This is a genomic window from Parvibaculum sp. MBR-TMA-1.3b-4.2 (assembly GCF_053628815.1).
Map to the genome: position 1 here is coordinate 2,455,926 of NZ_JBRJHC010000001.1, position 16,794 is coordinate 2,472,719.

Annotated in this window: 18 protein-coding genes and 1 tRNA gene; 3 read left to right on the forward strand and 16 right to left on the reverse strand. The window is 64.2% G+C overall.

Annotation, left to right across the window (positions count from 1 at the left end; all coding sequences use genetic code 11):
• The first annotated feature begins 48 nt into the window (after positions 1 to 48).
• Together ACSSVQ_RS11795 and ACSSVQ_RS11800 are read left to right on the forward strand one after the other, a co-directional pair.
• Positions 49 to 447, forward strand: a complete 399-nt coding sequence (locus ACSSVQ_RS11795) for a F0F1 ATP synthase subunit epsilon (protein ID WP_293327208.1) — start codon at positions 49 to 51, stop codon at positions 445 to 447.
• 171 nt (positions 448 to 618) lie between these two features.
• Positions 619 to 1,443: a ferritin-like domain-containing protein gene (locus tag ACSSVQ_RS11800; protein WP_293327205.1), complete on the forward strand. Its 825-nt coding sequence runs from the start codon at positions 619 to 621 to the stop codon at positions 1,441 to 1,443.
• A gap of 3 nt (positions 1,444 to 1,446) precedes the next feature.
• Here the strand turns inward: ACSSVQ_RS11800 and ACSSVQ_RS11805 are convergent, their stop codons facing one another.
• The 15 genes from ACSSVQ_RS11805 to ACSSVQ_RS11875 all read right to left on the reverse strand — a co-directional run bounded on the left by ACSSVQ_RS11805 (position 1,447) and on the right by ACSSVQ_RS11875 (position 15,504).
• Positions 1,447 to 1,971, reverse strand: a complete 525-nt coding sequence (locus ACSSVQ_RS11805; protein ID WP_454183285.1) for an RNA pyrophosphohydrolase — start codon at positions 1,969 to 1,971, stop codon at positions 1,447 to 1,449.
• Positions 1,972 to 2,032: 61 nt separating this feature from the next.
• Positions 2,033 to 3,397, reverse strand: coding sequence for a divergent polysaccharide deacetylase family protein (locus ACSSVQ_RS11810; protein ID WP_454183287.1), 1,365 nt, complete (start codon positions 3,395 to 3,397; stop codon positions 2,033 to 2,035).
• Between the two features lie 125 nt (positions 3,398 to 3,522).
• On the reverse strand, positions 3,523 to 4,851 hold the full coding sequence (locus ACSSVQ_RS11815; protein WP_454183288.1) for a S41 family peptidase: 1,329 nt from the start codon (positions 4,849 to 4,851) through the stop codon (positions 3,523 to 3,525).
• Positions 4,852 to 6,195, reverse strand: coding sequence for a murein hydrolase activator EnvC family protein (locus ACSSVQ_RS11820; RefSeq protein ID WP_454183290.1), 1,344 nt, complete (start codon positions 6,193 to 6,195; stop codon positions 4,852 to 4,854).
• On the reverse strand, positions 6,188 to 7,765 hold the full coding sequence (locus ACSSVQ_RS11825; RefSeq protein WP_454183292.1) for a hypothetical protein: 1,578 nt from the start codon (positions 7,763 to 7,765) through the stop codon (positions 6,188 to 6,190). The genes ACSSVQ_RS11820 and ACSSVQ_RS11825 overlap by 8 nt, the downstream gene beginning before the upstream one ends.
• Positions 7,766 to 7,889: 124 nt before the next feature.
• Positions 7,890 to 8,372, reverse strand: coding sequence for a 23S rRNA (pseudouridine(1915)-N(3))-methyltransferase RlmH (rlmH, locus tag ACSSVQ_RS11830; protein WP_454183293.1), 483 nt, complete (start codon positions 8,370 to 8,372; stop codon positions 7,890 to 7,892).
• A 76-nt stretch (positions 8,373 to 8,448) separates the two neighbouring features.
• On the reverse strand, positions 8,449 to 8,880 hold the full coding sequence (gene rsfS / locus ACSSVQ_RS11835) for a ribosome silencing factor (protein ID WP_454183295.1): 432 nt from the start codon (positions 8,878 to 8,880) through the stop codon (positions 8,449 to 8,451).
• Between the two features lie 174 nt (positions 8,881 to 9,054).
• Entirely contained in the window at positions 9,055 to 9,732 is a 678-nt protein-coding gene (locus ACSSVQ_RS11840; RefSeq protein ID WP_454183297.1) for a nicotinate-nucleotide adenylyltransferase, read from the reverse strand.
• 6 nt (positions 9,733 to 9,738) lie between these two features.
• Positions 9,739 to 11,013 carry a glutamate-5-semialdehyde dehydrogenase gene (locus tag ACSSVQ_RS11845; RefSeq protein WP_454184691.1) on the reverse strand — a complete coding sequence of 425 codons (1,275 nt, stop codon included), beginning with the start codon at positions 11,011 to 11,013 and terminating at the stop codon, positions 9,739 to 9,741.
• Between the two features lie 96 nt (positions 11,014 to 11,109).
• Positions 11,110 to 12,246 (reverse strand): glutamate 5-kinase, encoded by a 1,137-nt coding sequence (gene proB, locus ACSSVQ_RS11850; RefSeq protein ID WP_454184692.1) that lies wholly within the window; start codon positions 12,244 to 12,246, stop codon positions 11,110 to 11,112.
• Positions 12,243 to 13,298 (reverse strand): GTPase ObgE, encoded by a 1,056-nt coding sequence (obgE, locus tag ACSSVQ_RS11855; protein ID WP_454183299.1) that lies wholly within the window; start codon positions 13,296 to 13,298, stop codon positions 12,243 to 12,245. Before obgE ends, proB begins: the two co-directional genes overlap by 4 nt.
• Before the next feature lie 11 nt (positions 13,299 to 13,309).
• The gene (locus tag ACSSVQ_RS11860) at positions 13,310 to 13,852 is read right to left on the reverse strand and encodes a GNAT family N-acetyltransferase (RefSeq protein ID WP_454183301.1); all 543 of its coding nucleotides are present in this window, start codon (positions 13,850 to 13,852) and stop codon (positions 13,310 to 13,312) included.
• A gap of 120 nt (positions 13,853 to 13,972) precedes the next feature.
• On the reverse strand, positions 13,973 to 14,248 hold the full coding sequence (rpmA, locus tag ACSSVQ_RS11865; RefSeq protein ID WP_167093010.1) for a 50S ribosomal protein L27: 276 nt from the start codon (positions 14,246 to 14,248) through the stop codon (positions 13,973 to 13,975).
• 22 nt (positions 14,249 to 14,270) lie between these two features.
• On the reverse strand, positions 14,271 to 14,582 hold the full coding sequence (gene rplU, locus ACSSVQ_RS11870; RefSeq protein ID WP_167093012.1) for a 50S ribosomal protein L21: 312 nt from the start codon (positions 14,580 to 14,582) through the stop codon (positions 14,271 to 14,273).
• A gap of 154 nt (positions 14,583 to 14,736) precedes the next feature.
• A complete protein-coding gene (locus ACSSVQ_RS11875; protein ID WP_454183303.1) occupies positions 14,737 to 15,504 on the reverse strand; it encodes a CDP-alcohol phosphatidyltransferase family protein in 768 nt (255 codons plus the stop codon).
• Positions 15,505 to 15,663: 159 nt separating this feature from the next.
• On the opposite strand from ACSSVQ_RS11875, the gene ACSSVQ_RS11880 reads away from it, so the two are divergent.
• Positions 15,664 to 15,753: transfer RNA gene (locus ACSSVQ_RS11880), tRNA-Ser, on the forward strand.
• A 172-nt stretch (positions 15,754 to 15,925) separates the two neighbouring features.
• Here the strand turns inward: ACSSVQ_RS11880 and ACSSVQ_RS11885 are convergent.
• Positions 15,926 to 16,786 (reverse strand): hypothetical protein, encoded by an 861-nt coding sequence (locus ACSSVQ_RS11885; protein WP_454183305.1) that lies wholly within the window; start codon positions 16,784 to 16,786, stop codon positions 15,926 to 15,928.
• Positions 16,787 to 16,794 lie beyond the last annotated feature (8 nt).

Genomic DNA, 16,794 nt, shown 5'->3' on the forward strand with positions numbered 1-16,794 from the left:
CGCTTGCCTGCCAGCCATGTAACAGTGGCACCGAACAGGACTTAGATGATGGCTGACAAGCTGAGTTTCGATCTGGTGAGCCCCGAGCGGCTTCTGCTGTCCGACGACGTCGATATGGTCGTCGTGCCGGGCAAGGAAGGCGATATGGGCATCATGGCCGGCCACGCGCCGATCATGACCGTGCTGCGCCCTGGCGTCATCGACGTCGAGGAAGGCGGCAAGTCCAAGGAACGCTATTTCGTTCGCGGCGGTTTCGCGGAAGTGACGGCGGGCGGCCTGACGCTCCTTGCCGAGCACGCCGTGCCGCTGACCGATCTCAGCGCCGAGCATCTCGACGGCGAAATCAAGAACGCCGAGGACGATGTCGAGGACGCCCGGACGGACGAAAAGCGGCAGCGGGCCCAGGAGCGCCTGGACCACCTTCGCGACCTTCGCAAGATGCTCTAGGCCGCGAGATTGCCGCGTAAGCTACTGGACGGCGCTTCCCCCGGGAGGCGCCGTTTTCGTTTGAGGGCGGGTTTTCAGGGGCGGGCTGTGTCCTTCTGTCCCTTAAAACACTGCCAGGATTGGCTTATATTCAGCCAAGATGGCCTGTTGCCATGTTCCGAGGTGATTGAGATGAGCCGACACTGGACGCTGGACGATATTCGCTGGGAGGATTTCGATGCCTCCAAGGTGGATCCGGATATTCTCAAAGCCGTGAAGGCGGCTGCGCTGGTGGAGTTCAACGCACCGGATTACGTGACCTATCTTTGCAATGTCTTTTCCGATTGCCCGGATGTGAAGGAAGCCATCTACAAATGGGGCACGGAAGAGGTTCAGCACGGTCAGGCGCTGGCCCGCTGGGCGGAGCTGGCGGATCCGGATTTCAGCTTCGAGGAAGCCTTTCGCCGCTTCCGCGAGAATTACTCGATTCCGATCGACGAGGTCGAATCCGTACGCGGCAGCCGGGGCGGCGAACTCATCGCGCGCTGCGTAGTGGAAAGCGGCACATCTTCCTATTACAGCGCCATCCGCGATGCGACCGACGAGCCGGTGCTGAAACAGATCGCGAGCAATGTCGCGGCGGATGAGTTCCGCCACTACAAGCTCTTCTACGATCAGTTTCACAGCCTCGATGAGAAAGTGCCGTCGAAGCTCGGCCGGGCGCGCGTTGCACTTGGCCGCGTTTCGGAAGCGGATGACGACGAGCTGGCCTCCGCCTTCTATGCGGCCAATACGCCGTTCGACGGCTCGGTCGCCTATGACCGGAAAGCCTATGCCAAGGCGTATGAGAAGCGGGCCTTCGCCCTTTATCAGCGCCAGCATGTCGAGCGGCTGGTGTCCATGGTCGCCAAGGCCACCGGCATCAAGCCGCATGGCTGGCTGATGCGTAACCTGTCGAAGCTGGTCTGGGCCTTCTGGGACCGGCGCGCCAAGCAGCTCGCCCGGGTGGCGATTTAAGCCCTAGCCCGCGGGCACGGCGTATTTCCCGAGTTCGGCGATGACCTGCTCATAGACGCCCCGTTTGAACGGGACGATCAGGTCGACAAGCTCGCCGATCGGCAGCCAGGCCCATTCGCTGAATTCCTGATGCGCGTCGGCGGCAATATCGATGTCGTCGTCCTTGCCGGTAAAGCGCATGGCGAACCATTTTTGCGCCTGTCCGCGAAATTTACCCTTCAGGGCGACACCGATCAGATGCTCGGGCAGGTCGTAATTAAGCCAGCCCTCGGTTTCGCCCAGAATCTCCGCCTTGTCGGTCCCGGTTTCTTCCTTCAGTTCGCGCAGCGCGGCGGTGGCGGCGTCCTCGCCCTTGTCGATACCGCCCTGCGGCATCTGCCAGGTGAGCGGCGAGCCGGTATCGACCTCCTGAATGCGGTTTCCGACCCAGATGAGCCCTTCGGCATTGATCAGCATGATGCCGACACAGGGGCGGTAGGGCAGGTCTTCGGCTTTCAGGTCGCGCGGCGTATCGGCATGTCGGGGCATGTGGGTTCCGTCCAAGGTGGTGCGTTCAGGGTGGTCCGCCCGGAGGGCGTTCGGGCCTAAATCAGCGGCTTTCGCGTATCGCCGCCGTGGCGGGCACCAGGGCAAGGCCTCTGGCGCTCAGCCCGGCGGCCCATTTGGTGATCTCGTCGACGGTTGCGGGAAAACCCGATGCGACGCCGAGCGCGGTGCCGGATTGTTTGGCCGTCACTTCCAGATCGTCGAGCGAATTGGAAATCACTTCGGCGCTTTGTTGCGGGTCGACGATGCGGTCGGCAAGCGCAAAAGGCAAGCCCTCCTCCTCGGCGATGGAGGGGGCGAGGCTGCGGCTGGAGGCGCCATTGTCGATATACATGAGCCCGCGCTTGTTGAGCGCGGAGAGCACGGGCGTCAGCGCCGTGGCGGAGGTGGAAAAGCGCGCCCCCTGATAGTTCATCACGCCCGCATAGCCCGCAAAGCGGCTCATCAGCCAGTTGAGGCGGGCCCGGTTTTCCGTCTCCGGGAGCGAGGTCAGGAGCGTGTAGGGACCGGGGTCGCTCTGGGGGTAGCCATAGGGCTCCATCGGCAGTTCGAGCAGGACTTCATGGCCGGCCGCGCGCGCCTTGTCGATCCAGCTCTGGAGGTCCGGGCCGTAGGGCGCAAAGGAAAGGGTCACTTCCGGCGGCAATGTTTCGATCGCATGGCGCGTGGCGCTTTGGGAAATACCCATGCCGCTCACCACGATGGCGATGCGGCCCTTCGCCGGGAGGCCCGGGGGGGCGGGCCGGGCATAAACACGCCAGGGCTTGCGGCCCTGGGGACCGATCTTGGGCAGCGGCCCCTGCGCGGTGCGTTCGACAAGGGCCCTGTCGGGCACCGCGGGAAGCGGGCCTGTGAGCCTGCTTCGCGCGCCGGGGGCGGTTTTCGGCGTGGATATGCCGTCCACGCTTGCCGCGCCGGTGATCTTTACCTGCGAGGCAATCTCGGCGCTGCTTTGGCGGTCGGCAGCGGCGAGTAGTTCCCTTTCGGCGGGGCTCAGATTGTCGTCCGTGTCGTCTTCCGGTGTCTTGTCCACCGGCATGACGCGGCCATTCCTGTCGTCGGCCTTGTCCGGCGTTCCGGTCTGTTGCGCGGTATCGGTGGAAATGCCGTCCACGCCCATATCGGGCGTCCCGTCCGCCTCTTCGGCCGTGCCGTTATCCGTTTCGGGGGCGGGAAGGGAGAGCGTGGCCACGGGTTCGCCAGCCAGATGGTGGTCGCCAAGGACCAGCCAGGCGAGGGTGCCGACATAAAGCAGGGCGACCAGAATGGTTGCGATGGACAGCAGGCCGGGACCGCGCTTGGGCGCGTCATCCCCGTCGCCGGCCGGTGCGGCTTTGGCGGGTGTTTCTTTCGGAGCCTCGCTTGGGGCTTCCTCGATCTGATCCGGTCCCGGGCTTTCCGCCGTCATGTTCCCCACATCAACAAAAAGGGCGGGGCAAAGCTCTCCTTTCCCGCCCTTTTCCGGCGCGTCCGGCCGCCCCGCCGGATCGCATCTCAGGTAGCCGTCTTAGCGGGCCACCTCAGTTTGCCGTCTCAATTCGCCATGGCGCTCTGGCCGGGCACACGGATAAAGGCTTTGTCCTGCTTCTTCCCGTTCAATAGATCAATAGCGTAAAGAAGTTGTGTGTCGTCGGCCTTATTTTGCGGGACGTAGGAATCCGAGCCGGATTCCTCGTCGCCATCCGGATTGGCCAGATGGCCCGGCAGTTCCGCTTCGCCGCGGATCATGGGCAGCTTCTTCTTGTCCTTGGGCGGGTTCTGGCGGACCTGGATGTCCGGCTCGATGCCCTTGGCCTGGATGGAACGGCCCGACGGCGTGTAATAGCGCGCTGTTGTCAGGCGGAGCGCGCCGTCGGAGCCGAGCGGGATGATGGTCTGGACCGATCCCTTGCCGAAGGAGCGCGTGCCCAGAATGGTCGCGCGGCGGTGATCCTGCAGCGCGCCCGCCACGATTTCCGAGGCGGAGGCCGAGCCGCCGTTCACCAGTACGATGATCGGCTTGTTGTCCGTCTCGTCGCCGGAATGGGCGTTGAAGCGCTGCGTGTCCTGCGGATGGCGGCCGCGCGTGGAAACGATCTCGCCGCCATTGATGAAGCTGTCGCTTACCGCCGTCGCCTGATCGAGCAGGCCGCCGGGATTGTTGCGCAGGTCGATGATGTAGCCCTTCAGCTTCGCTTCGCCGATCTGCTTGCGCAAATTGGTAACGGCCTCGTCCAGCAGGTCGGAGGTCTGCTCGTTGAAGGAGGTGATGCGGATATAGGCGATATCGCCCTCGCGGCGGTACTTCACCGATTTGATGGTGATGATGTCGCGCGTGATGCTGACGTCGAAGGGCTCGTCCTTGCCCTTACGCACGATGGTCAGTTTGACCGGCGTGTTGACCGGGCCGCGCATCTTGTCCACCGCATCGCTCAGCGTCATGCCCATGATGGCCTTGCCGTCGATATGGGTGATGTAGTCGTTGGGGCGGATGCCGGCACGGCTGGCCGGCGTGTCGTCGATCGGGGTGACGACCTTCACCACGCCGTTTTCCATGGTGACTTCGATGCCGAGGCCGCCGAATTCGCCGCGCGTCTGGACCTGCATGTCCCGGAAATGTTTCGGGTTCATGTAGCTCGAATGCGGATCGAGCGAGGTGAGCATGCCGTTGATGGCATTCTCCACCAGCTTGCTGTCGTCGACCGGCTCGACATAGTCCGCGCGGACGCGCTCGAATACGTCGGCAAAGAGGTCCAGCTGACGGAAGGTATCGGAGCCTTCCGCATGGGCGGGGATGTCCAGCCCGCCTTGCTGCATACCGAACACGGCCAGCACCGAGAGAAAGGTTCCGACGGCAAAGCCGGCGACAACAGACTTGTTCATTTATCCACGCGCCTTTTTGTCACTCATTAACAGCCAGGGACGCGGGTCGATCGGGTCCCCGTCCTTGCGAAATTCGATATAGAGGGTAGGCCTTGCGCCGGTGGCTGTCTCCCGGCCTGTCTCATCTGGTGACGGGCCCATCATGCCGATGGGTTCGCCGGCAAGTATATCCTGACCGACCTTACCATCGATGCGTTTCATGCCCGCCAGAAGAACATGGTATCCCTCTCCAACCGACAGGATCAAGAGCTGCCCATAGCGGCGGAACGGCCCTGCATACACGATCCTCCCGTCAAAAGGGGCGATCAGCTGGGCATTTGGCCGGGCGGCGACCCGAATACCCTTTGAAACGCCTCCTCCGGGTATTTTGCTCCCAAAAGTCTGAACAATTTCTCCAGTCGCGGGCGGCCTGATTAACCCTTTTGCCTGGGAAAAGCGGCGTTTCGAGGGCGGCAGCACCATGGAGGGGCGCGGCGGGGTGACGGCGGCCAGCCGGGTGTTCCCGGTGTTCTTTGTGCCGGGGGCTGCTGTCGGGGCCTTTTCGGGCGTTCTATCCGGGCGTGACGGGGGCAGCCTCGTTGCCGCATCCGCTTCCAAACGGGCGATCAGGTCCTTCAGGCTGGTCGCCTTGCGCGATAGCGTCCGCGCGCGTTCCGCCTCGGCCTGGGCGCGGGCATCGAGCTTTTGCTGTGCCGTGGTCTTTTCATCGAGCAGGGCCTGAAGTTTCGCCCGCTCGGCGGAAAGTTCGGTCCTGGCCGTGGAAAGCGTGTCGCGTTCCTCCAGGATGGATTTGCGCAAGGCCGCCAGATGTTCCAGCCGGGCCTTGAGGTCGTCCGCCTCGCGCCGGAGTTCGGGCACGATGGAGCCGAGCAGCGCCGCGGAGCGGATGGCGGCCAGCGCGTCGTCGGGCCTGACGGCAAGGGCGGGGGGCGGATGCCGGTCCAGCGTGGTCAGGGCCGCCAGCAGGTCGCCCATATCGGCCTGGCGGCGTGCGAGCTGGGCGGTGACGACGGCCTCGGCGCCCTTCAGGCCTTTCAGCCGGTCTTCGGAGCCTGTGACCTCCTGCTCGCGTTCCTGCACGTTGGCGGCCGTCTCGATCAGCTTTTCGCGCAGCGAAGAGATCTCGCTGGCCATGGCGCGGGATTCCGCCTCGAACTGCTTTTGCCGCTCGCGGGCTTTTTCGAGCTGGGTTTCGATCTTCTTCAGGTCGCCGGGTTCGGCCACGTCGCCGGGTGCCGTTTCGGCCCGGCCGGATATCGGAGCGATCAGGCCCAGGCCGAGAAGGGCGACGCAGGCTGCCCGCGCGGCCTGCCGGGATGCAGGTATGGGACCGGCCTCAGACACCGATCCGGCCTGCCGCGGAGGCCGGATCGGCTGCCTCCTCGTTTTCAGGGACGATCAGCGGGCGGCCGCGCATCGCGGCGGGGATTTCGACATCGAGCAGGCTGAGCAGGGTGGGCGCCACATCGGCGAGCGTCCCCGGCCGCAGCGTGAGCCCGCCCGAGGGCGATGCCAGTACAAAGGGCACGCGCGCCTCGGTGGTGACGCGGCTCTGTTCGCCCGAGCCGGGGTCGGTCATCCGTTCGGCCTTGCCATAGGTGCCGCAGATCAGAAGCGTGCCGCCTCTCTTTTCGATCTGGGCGGCGATCTTGCCGAGCTGCTTGTCCACCGCTTCCACCGCCGCGACCGTCGCTTTCAGATTGCCGGTGCGCCCGAGAAGGGCGGCATTGGGATAATTGGCGACGATCAGGTCGTGGCTTGCCTTCTTGATGGCGTTGACGGTCTCGCTGGTGATCTCGGCGGCGGCCAGGTCGCCCCGGCGCAAGAGTTTCGCAGGCGGCGGCGTGTCGGCGACGAGCACCGTTTCGCCGAACAGAAGCGTGTCGCGGCCTGCCCGGGCGAACGTCCAGAGATTGGCCTCCGCTGCCGTTTCGCACAGGGCGAGCTGCGAGAGGCCCGCGCTGGACAGCGCCTCGGCGAGCGTCGTCGACGCACGCGCGGGCTCGTACATCCATTCGACTTCGGCATCGAGCGGGCCGGACAGGCGCAGCAGCGAATAGACGCCGGACAGGACAGGCCCGTGGGGCCGTGCGTCGGGGCCGGTCAGCGCGGAAATCAGCGAATGGGCGTGGTCGGGCCGCAGATTGACCAGCAGCACGGCGTCGTCGGACCGGATGCCGCGATAGTTTTGCGAGATGGCGGGCGGAATGTCGTCATCGGACAGGTTCTTGTTATAGGCATTGTCCAGATGAACGGAGAGATACTCCGCCCTCGGAGCATCGGTTTCGATCAGCGCCTTCAAGGCCGTTTCCACGCGGGCGGGGTCGCAGCGCGCATCGAACCCGTAGCGGCGGCCCATCACGCTGCCGAGTTCGGCATTTTCGGCGCCTGCGATGTCCTCGGTGAGTTCGGCCAGATGGACGATGCCCTCCTGGGGCGGCGTATCCTGCCCGTCCATCACGGCATGGACCCAGACCTGCATCCCCTCATGACTGAGCAGGGCGGCAAGGACGGCCAGATGGTTCTGATGGCCCGCGACGCCGGCGGGCGAGGCCATGCCGATCAGATGCACCGCGCCGCCCAGCGGGCGGGCTCTGGCGATGAGCTGGCGGATGACGGGGTGATTGGTGATGGCATCGTCGCCGCTCGCCTCGAGCGCCCGGTTGACCTTCAGCAGCGGATGTTCGACGGGGGCGCCTGCGCCAAGCGTCTGATAGGCGGCCTGCGCATTGCCGGGCTGGCCGGGGGCAAGGCCCACCGCTTCGCCGGATGCGACGAGCGAGGTCTCAAGCCCCTTGCCGGCAAGCCGGTCGAAGATCGGCGTGCGCGCCAAGGCGATGGCGTTGGCTTCGCGTTCCGCGCGAAGTCCCCAGCCGTCCAGTGTTACGAGGACAAGGGGTCGGACGCCGTTCATGATCTTTCGGAGTGTGGTGAAAATGGTGCCGCATTCCCGGGCGAATCGTCAGGCCCGCGAGACAACCGAAGGTAATGGAACACCGGTTGTGTGTCCATGACGTGAGAAGGCGCGTGCCTGTTTCTCATGCGCGGTGATAGGGATGGCTGGCGAGAATGGTGACGGCCCTGTAGAGCTGCTCGGCGAGCATGACGCGCGCCAGCATATGGGGCCAGGTCATTTTGCCGAAGCTCATCAGATGGTCGGCGCGCTCGCGGATCTCCGGTGCAAGGCCATTGGCGCCGCCGATCAGGAACACCGCTTCGGGGGCGCCCTCGTCGCGCCAGGCGCCAAGCCGCGCCGCGAAGGCTTCGCTGCCCTCGTTTCCGCCTCGCTCGTCCAGCGCGATCACACGGGCGCCGGCGGGGATGTTGGCAAGCAGCAGCTCCGCCTCGCGGGCCATGAGCGCGCTGCCTTCGAGGCGCTTTTTCTCCTCGACTTCGGCAAGGGAGGCCGACGGGAACCCGATGGCGCGTCCCGTTGCCGAAAGACGAGCCAGATAATCGTCGACGAGTTGTTGCTCGGGGCCGGCACGCAAGCGGCCGACGGCGCAGATCCGCAGCCGCATCGGGGTACAATATCTCCCACCCTGCCTTCACTCAGGCAGCGCTAGCGTGGAGGACGGGCGGCGAGACGGCCGGACGTCAGTGATGCTGGGCGTCAGGCGGAATATCCGCGGCCCACATCTTCTCCAGTTTATAAAACTCGCGCACCTCAGGCCGGAAGATATGAACGACGACGTCTCCGGCATCGATCAAAACCCAGTCCGCCTGGTTGAGGCCTTCCACATCGGCCCTGCCGAAGCCCGCTTCCTTGAGCTTGCGGACAAGATGGTCGGCCACAGCGCTGACATGGCGCTGCGAACGCCCGCTGGCGACCACAAGATGGTCGGCCATGGGGGTCTTGCCTTGCAGGTCGATGGAAACGATGTCTTCGGCCTTGTCGTCATCAAGGCTGGCAAGCACTGCCGCCAGCATGGCCGAACTCTGTTCGCTGTCGGCGGGGTCGGCATGATGCGTCGCCGCCGTCGCGCTGGAGGCGGGAATGTCGCTCCCGTCGTCCGCCCTTTCGGGCATGCGCTGGACCGTCTGGTCCCTAGGTTCAATGCTCAGGAAAATACTCCCTTTGGTCTCCCGAACTTAAGACAAGCAGGCTCTTGCCTGCCCTCCCAAGATAAAGCTCCGTCGATGTCGTTTCAATGAGCGTGATTTTACCGCTCTGTGACAGGGACTTACGGGTATTCGGCCCGGTCATTCAGCCGTTTCCCGCGAAGCGTCCCTTTCTCGGGCGGTGATGGGCCAGCCTTCGCTTTCGCGGATTTGCGTGGCCGACAGCGAGCTGACCGGCCCCTCCAGAAAGCAGAGTGCGGGGGGCTGCGCCGTGGCGAGGCGGCGGGCATCGCCGGTATCGAGGGTCGCCTGCCGCAGCGCCTGCGCCGCGGGCGAAAGACGGGCCTTCAGCGTATAGCCGGGCCGCGGATAGATCGCGATCGGGATCATGCGCGTCAGCTCTTTCCAGCGGTACCAGCGCGGCAGCTGGATCATGTTGTCGGCGCCCATCAGCCAGACGAAATGCACATCCGGGTGGAGGGTGACGAGCGAGGCGATGGTATCGACCGTGTAGCGGGTTTCCAGGCGGCGTTCGATATCGGTGACGCAGATGCGCGGATCGCGCGCCATGGTGCGGGCGGAGGCCAGGCGCTCGGCGAGCGGCGCCATGCCTTTTTCGGGTTTCAGCGGGTTGCCGGGGGAGACCAGCCACCAGACGCGGTCAAGGCCGAGGGCGCGCATCGCCATGCGCGAGACCAGCAGATGGGCTTCATGGGCCGGGTTGAAGGAGCCGCCCAGCAGCCCGACGCGCAGGCCCGGCGTCAGCATTTCGTTTCGCCTGTCGTCGCCTGCACCGGGTGGGGTGATCTCGCTTGTCATCTGCGGTCAGGGCCGGGTCTGGCCGTCGCCGCGCACCAGATATTTGAAGCTGGTGAGCTGTTCGAGCCCGACAGGCCCGCGCGCATGGAAGCGGCCCGTCGCGATGCCGATTTCCGCACCCATACCGAACTCGCCACCATCGGCGAATTGCGTCGAGGCGTTGTGCAGCAGGATGGCGCTGTCGATATCGTGGAAGAAACGCCCTGCCGTCTCGGCATTGTTCGTCACGATGCATTCGGTGTGATGCGAGCCATAGCGCTCGATATGGTCGATGGCGCCTTTGACGCCGTCCACCAGCTTCACCGAAATGATGTTGTCGAGATATTCGGTGAACCAGTCCGCTTCCGTGGCGGGCTTCAGCTGTTTGGCGGCGAGGTGAATTTCGCCGTCGACGCGCACTTCGCAGCCTTCGGCGATCAGCGCCTCCACGATGGGCGCCAGATGGGTATTCGCGCAGGCGCGGTCCACCAGCAGCGTTTCCGCCGCGCCGCAAATGCCGGTGCGGCGCAGCTTGGCGTTCAGCACGATATTGATTGCCATGTCGAGTTCCGCGTCGCGGTCGACATAGACATGGCAGATGCCTTCCAGATGCGCGAAGACCGGCACGCGCGCCTCTTCCTGCACGCGGGCGACGAGGCTCTTGCCGCCGCGCGGCACGATGACATCGATATTGCCGTTGAGGCCGCGCAGCATTTCACCCACGCAGTCGCGATCCTGCACGGGCACGAGCTGGATCGCATCTTCGGGCAGGCCGGCGGCCTGCAAGCCTTCGACAAGCGAGGCGTGGATGGCGTGATTGGAGCGCACCGCTTCGGAGCCGCCGCGCAGGATGGCGGCATTGCCCGCCTTCATGGCGAGCGCGCCCGCATCCGCCGTCACATTGGGACGGCTTTCATAGATGATGCCGATGACGCCGAGCGGGGTGCGGATGCGCTGGATGTGAAGCCCGTTGGGCCGGTCCCATTCGGCAATCGTCGTGCCGACCGGGTCGTGCAGGGCGGCGATGTCTTCCAACGCCTTGGCGATGGCTTCCACGCGCTCGTCGGTCAGGGTCAGCCGGTCCACCAGCGCGCCGGAGAGGCCACGATCCTCGGCGGCCTTCAGGTCGGCGGCGTTGGCTTCCAGAATGTCGCCCGCATTGGCGCGAATGCACATGGCGGCGGACAGAAGCGCGGCGTCCTTCTGCTTGGTCGTTGCCCGGGCAAGGGTGCGGGCGGCTTCTCGCGCGCGCTCGCCGATACCGGTCATCAGGGCGGGAATGTCGGCGTGGTCGCCTTTCATCTTCACGATCGTCACGGCTCTAAACCTCTGAACCCGTTGGTTTTCATCTCAATCGGCCCGTCAAACTAACGCAGAGCGGGCGGGTGGCCAAATCGGCTAATCCGTGCTTCCCGGACGTTTCAGCACCAGATCGTCGCGATGGATCATTTCTGCGCGGCCCGAATAGCCCAGCAGCTCTTCGATCTCATGGCTCGAATGGCCGATGATTTCGCGCGCATCGCGGCTGGAATAGGCGCTGAGGCCGACGGCGATTTCATGACCGGCGTTGTCGCAAACGCTCACGGCGTCGCCCCGGTCGAACTCGCCTTCGATGCGGGTAATGCCCGCCGGGAGAAGGCTGCGCCCGCGTTCCAGCGCGGCCACGGCGCCGTCGTCGATGACGAGGCTGCCAAGCGCCTTCAGCGTGCCGGAGATCCAGCGTTTGCGGGCGGCGCGGGGGCTGGCATGAGCGGCAAACCAGGTGCAGCGCGCTTTTCCTTCACGCAGGGTGCGCAAGGGATGGTCCATGCGGCCATTGGCGATCAGCATGTGGCTGCCGCCCTCGGTGGCGATGCGGGCGGCGGCGACTTTCGTTTTCATGCCGCCGCGCGAAAACTCGCTTGCCGCGTCGCCGGCCATGGCTTCGATGTCGGGCGTGATGGCGGGCACTTCGGCGATATGGTCCGCGCCCGGTGTGCCGGGCTGCGCGGTATAAAGCCCGTCCACATCCGACAGCAGGATGAGCAGGTCGGCGGAGATCATGGCGGCGACGCGGGCAGCGAGGCGGTCATTGTCGCCATAGCGGATTTCGGTGGTCGCGACCGTGTCGTTTTCATTGACGACGGGCACCGCGCCCATGCGCAGAAGCGTGTTCATGGTGGAGCGCGCATTCAGATAGCGGCGTCGTTCTTCCGTCTCGCTCAGCGTGAGCAGGATCTGGGCGCAGGACAATCCGTGGCCGGAGAGAATTTCCTGATAGGCATGGGCGAGCGAGATCTGCCCCACCGCGGCGGCGGCCTGGCTTTCCTCCAGCTTCAGCTTGCCGGAGGGCAGTTTCAGTGCGTGGCGGCCGAGTGCGATGGAGCCCGACGAGACGATCAGCACTTCCTGTCCCGCATGGCGCATGGCGGCGAGGTCGTCGATCAACGCTGCCAGCCATTTCCGGTTCAGCTTGCCGGTCGCGCTTTCGGTGAGGAGCGAGGAGCCGATCTTCACCACGACGCGCTGGGCGGTTTCGAGGCGTCGTGCGATCAAGGATGCCACCCCTCGTCTTCGCCGCTGGCATTTGCGGCTTCCCGTTCGGCCTTTTCCGCCGCGCGGGCTGCATCCACCAGGTCGGCGACCATGTGCAGGATCCTGTCGACGCCCTCGCCGGACACGCCGGAAATGATCTGGACCTTGCCGCCGCTTGCCTCTTCAAGGGCTTTGCGCTTTTCCTCGCGGTCTTCGGGCAGCAGGGCGTCGGCCTTGTTGAGGCAGAGGATTTCGGGTTTTTCCGTCAGGCCTGCGCCATAGGCGTCGAGTTCCTCGCGGATGACGCGATAGGCCTCCGCCACGTCGTCGCTGGTCCCGTCCACGAGGTGGATCAGCGCGCCACAGCGCTCCACATGGCCCAGAAACCGGTCGCCGAGCCCCACGCCTTCATGCGCACCCTCGATGAGGCCGGGAATGTCGGCCAGCACGAAGCTGCGCGCCTCCACCCTCACCACGCCCAGATTGGGGTGGATGGTGGTGAAGGGATAATCGGCGATCTTGGGCTTGGCCGCGCTTACCGCGGCAAGGAAGGTCGATTTGCCCGCATTGGGCAGGCCGACGAGCCCGGCATCGGCGATGAGCTTCAGCCGCAGGATAATCGTCTTTTCGATGCCTTCCTGTCCGGGATTGGCGCGGCGGGGGGCCTGGTTCACCGAGCTTTTGAAATAGGCATTGCCGAAACCGCCATTGCCGCCGCGCGCGATGACGATGCGCTGGCCGACTTTCGTCAGGTCGGCGATCAGCGTTTCGCCGTCTTCCTCGAAGACCTGGGTACCGACGGGCACTTTCAGCACCACATCGGCGCCGCGATGGCCGGTGCGATTGCGCCCCATGCCGTGCATGCCGGTCTTGGCCTTGAAGTGCTGGCGGTAGCGGTAATCGATCAGCGTGTTGAGGCCGTCGACGCATTCGACCACCACATCGCCGCCCTTGCCGCCGTCGCCGCCGTCCGGGCCGCCATATTCGATGAACTTCTCGCGCCGGAAGCTGACGGAGCCCGCCCCGCCGTCGCCGGAGCGGATAAAGACACGGGCTTGATCGAGAAACTTCATCTGTTTTGCCTTCAGGCGGCGTTCCGGCCGGCCTTTGCCTCTTGCTTGAGGACCATGCGCAGCGCATGGACATGCTCGTTGCGGGCCAGCGACCAGCGTTTTTCTTCGCCAGTATAGCGGAAGCCCAGCTTGGTCAGTACACGGCCCGAGGCGTGATTGTCGGCGAAATGGCCGGAAATCAGCGTCCCGGCGCCGAAACGGGCGGCGGCTTCGTTCAGCACGGCGTGCGTCGCTTCTGTCGCGTACCCCCTATTCCAGAACGGTTCGCCGACCCAGTAGCCGATCTCGTTCGTGCCGTCGGCATGGGCCTGAACGCCGCAGGTGCCGATGAAGCCGTCCTCATGCGTGATTGCATAGACGAATTCGGCGCCCTCGGCGCGATCCGTCGCCTGTCTGGCGATCCAGTCTCGAGCCATTGCCCGGGTATAGGGGAAGGGCATGCGCGTGAGCATCCGGGCCACGTCCCAATTGTTGGCGAGTTCCGCGAGTCTTTCCGCGTCGCTCTCGCCCATGGGCCGCAAGATGAGCCGTTCCGTCTTCAACTGTTCCAGCATCGGGTTTCTCCTCCTCCGCTCCCCGCCGGGGAGAGCGCATAGAAAAAGGGAGATGGCGACCCATCTCCCTCTTTGAAACCCTGGATGGACGCCACCGGCGAGGTGGCATCCTCGCCCTTGTCAGTCAGCCGCTTTCGGCATGTCCGCCGGTACGACGGACACATAGGCGCGGCCACCCTTGCGGGTACGGAAGGCGACGACGCCTTCGGACTTCGCGAAAATCGTGTGGTCCTTGCCCATGCCGACATTCTCACCCGGGTGCCACTGCGTGCCACGCTGGCGGATGATGATGTTGCCGGGAATGACCTGCTCGCCGCCGAACTTCTTGACGCCGAGACGACGGCCGGCACTATCGCGACCGTTGCGGGATGAACCGCCTGCCTTTTTATGAGCCATTGTGTCTGCTCCTTGCTGCCGTTCAGCCGGCGATGCCGGTGATCTTCAGGACGGTGAGGTCCTGACGATGGCCGTTCTTGCGGCGCGAGTTCTGACGGCGGCGCTTCTTGAAAATCGTGATCTTGGGACCGCGGGCCTGCTCGACCACCTCGGCGGTGACCTTGGCACCGTCCACAAGCGGGGAGCCCAGCTTGGTCTCGCCTTCGCCGCCAACCATCAGGACCTCGGCCAGTTCGACCGTGGCGCCGGGCTCGGCATCGAGCTTTTCGACCTGCAGGACGTCGTCTTTTGCGACTTTATACTGTTTGCCGCCGGTCCGGATGACTGCGAACATCGGAATACCACCATGTAAACGAAAAAGGCCGGGCAGGCGCTCAAGGAGCGTCCCGGGCCGAATTGGCGGGGAATATACAGGCCGGCCCTTATGTGTCAACCCGAAGACGGGCTGAATCCGGCCCGGTTGGCCGGGAAATCCCGCGCAGAGCAGCCTAGCGGTCCCGCCGGCCCCAGAGCGGGCTTGCCGTCCGCCAGGCGCAGAGGCCCAGAAAATAGAGGGATGCCGCCGTCCAGAGGCCGAAAACCCCGGGAAATGCGTCGGCCGGCGCCGTGACGGCGGGGGTCGCGGCCACCAGCCACAGGGTGAGCGCGGCCCAGAGCGCCGTCACGGCCAGCGTCAGGGGCCTCAGCATGACCACCCGGAAGGGATGGACGAACTTCGCCGGGATGAAGGTGAGGAGCCCCAGAAGGGCGATGATGGCGAGATTGGTCCAGGGGCCTGTCGCGGCCAGCCAGAAACAGAGCACGACGAGGTTCCAGGTCGCGGGGAAGCCGGAGAAATAATTGTCCCAGGTCTTCATTTCGCGGTTGCCGAAGCAATAGAGCGCACTCGTCATGATCCAGCCGGCGGCGGGGATCTCCCAGCCCGGCGGCACCAGGCCGAAGCGATAGATCATGAGGGCGGGGATCACCGCATAGGTCAGGTAATCGATCACATGGTCGAGAATCGCCCCGTCGAAGCGCGGTGCGAACTCGGTGACGCGGAGCTTGCGAGCCATCGGGCCGTCGAAGCCGTCGATGAGGAGGGAGACGCCGAGCCAGATCAGCGTCATGCGCGGATCGCCCGCGATCAGGGCGGCAATGGCCAGCAGCGCGGCAATGACGCCCGACGCGGTAAAGGCGTGGACGGCCCAGGCCGCGGCCACACGTGCCTTGTTCGTCCCTTTCGGGTTTTCAGCTGCGTTGTCGTTCCGGTCCATCCGCCCCTCCGCCATGGGCGCCAGTGTAGCAGGCCGGACGCCATCTCCACAGGCATGTAACGATAGTGCAATGCGGGGTTGTGCGGCAGGGCATCCCCGGTCTACATTCCGCGCCGTTTCCCGGATCGTGGCGGTTTCGTCACATCCGCAGCTGCGTCTGGAGAGGTGGCTGAGTGGTTGAAAGCGCCGCACTCGAAATGCGGTATAGGGGTAACTCTATCGGGGGTTCGAATCCCTCCCTCTCCGCCAGACTTTCAAGGATCGCTCTTTAGCGAGCCTGATCCTCGCTCCCATCCGTTTCGACCTTCCGTTCCAGTTGGGCACGCGCATGGCAAGTGCGCCGTAGGCGGTTGGCTACCGCGGTGCGCAATTCCTCGACCTCACTCGGTGGCATCGGAAATACGCATGTCGTTCCAGCGCTTCATCGCCTGCTGGCGGCGTGCTCTCTCATGCGTTTCTTCGCATGTTTTATTTTTCGCCTTATCTTCCGGACAAAGAATAATTCCCGTGTGTGACCGTTGCGACCGGCGTTTATGAAAGCCGGATTGATGAACAGACGGGCGCCCCTCTCCACGACCTGATCGTGGAGGGTGACATGTTCGCAGATTTCGTCTCCGGCAGCGTCCAGGCCGATATATTCTGCGTCTTCGAAAAGAGCCCTTTTGTAGATAGCCAGCCCGCCAAAGGCCGAATTGACTTCAATCCAGTCGGCATTCTTCGGAATGGTGATCATTCGGGCATGTACGCTGGCAAAAAGATTTCTCTCCCTGCGCTTTGAATATTTGTTCAGAAATTCATATTGCGCCCAACAATCGTTTGGCGACCAGTCGGGGTGTCGTAAGGCCCATATGTCGTAATAGGGGCCGTCCGGGTTCGCAAAACACGCATCCCATTCGTCATGCGTCCAGCAGCTCTCAACTCCCTCTGCGGAAATTTTCGTGTTCAGCCCATCCATGTCCGCGACGACGACATAATCGACATCCCGATAGATCGGGTTTTCGCGGATTTCCTTTACATAGACATTTCGGCAATGGGCCAGCCGCGCCGTTCGCTTGGGCAATTCGTCTCTCAACCTGCCCAGGCTCACATATCTGAGATTTTCGAACGTCCCGGAGATCTTTTCGAGTTCAACGACCGTGCCGTCATCGCTGTCGGATTCGATGAACAGAAAATGCAGCGCCTTGCTGCCCCCAAGCGCGTCGCTGAGCCTCTCCACTTCGCGCCTTATGCTTTTGGCGCCATTCCTTGCCAGCCCAACGCAGAGAAAAACGCTCTCGGCCATCGTCTTGT

Bases quoted from the DNA above. Each gene is read 5' to 3' on its own strand.
- ACSSVQ_RS11805 (WP_454183285.1), bottom strand. From the start codon at position 1,971: ATGCCCCGACATGCCGATACGCCGCGCGACCTGAAAGCCGAAGACCTG.
- ACSSVQ_RS11860 (WP_454183301.1), bottom strand. From the start codon at position 13,852: ATGCTGGAACAGTTGAAGACGGAACGGCTCATCTTGCGGCCCATGGGC.
- rsfS (WP_454183295.1), bottom strand. From the start codon at position 8,880: ATGCCCGAAAGGGCGGACGACGGGAGCGACATTCCCGCCTCCAGCGCG.
- ACSSVQ_RS11845 (WP_454184691.1), bottom strand. From the start codon at position 11,013: ATGAAAGGCGACCACGCCGACATTCCCGCCCTGATGACCGGTATCGGC.
- obgE (WP_454183299.1), bottom strand. From the start codon at position 13,298: ATGAAGTTTCTCGATCAAGCCCGTGTCTTTATCCGCTCCGGCGACGGC.
- rplU (WP_167093012.1), bottom strand. From the start codon at position 14,582: ATGTTCGCAGTCATCCGGACCGGCGGCAAACAGTATAAAGTCGCAAAA.
- ACSSVQ_RS11825 (WP_454183292.1), bottom strand. From the start codon at position 7,765: ATGAACGGCGTCCGACCCCTTGTCCTCGTAACACTGGACGGCTGGGGA.
- ACSSVQ_RS11840 (WP_454183297.1), bottom strand. From the start codon at position 9,732: ATGACAAGCGAGATCACCCCACCCGGTGCAGGCGACGACAGGCGAAAC.
- rpmA (WP_167093010.1), bottom strand. From the start codon at position 14,248: ATGGCTCATAAAAAGGCAGGCGGTTCATCCCGCAACGGTCGCGATAGT.
- ACSSVQ_RS11815 (WP_454183288.1), bottom strand. From the start codon at position 4,851: ATGAACAAGTCTGTTGTCGCCGGCTTTGCCGTCGGAACCTTTCTCTCG.
- rlmH (WP_454183293.1), bottom strand. From the start codon at position 8,372: ATGCGGCTGCGGATCTGCGCCGTCGGCCGCTTGCGTGCCGGCCCCGAG.
- ACSSVQ_RS11810 (WP_454183287.1), bottom strand. From the start codon at position 3,397: ATGACGGCGGAAAGCCCGGGACCGGATCAGATCGAGGAAGCCCCAAGC.
- ACSSVQ_RS11800 (WP_293327205.1), top strand. From the start codon at position 619: ATGAGCCGACACTGGACGCTGGACGATATTCGCTGGGAGGATTTCGAT.
- ACSSVQ_RS11795 (WP_293327208.1), top strand. From the start codon at position 49: ATGGCTGACAAGCTGAGTTTCGATCTGGTGAGCCCCGAGCGGCTTCTG.
- ACSSVQ_RS11875 (WP_454183303.1), bottom strand. From the start codon at position 15,504: ATGGACCGGAACGACAACGCAGCTGAAAACCCGAAAGGGACGAACAAG.
- ACSSVQ_RS11885 (WP_454183305.1), bottom strand. From the start codon at position 16,786: ATGGCCGAGAGCGTTTTTCTCTGCGTTGGGCTGGCAAGGAATGGCGCC.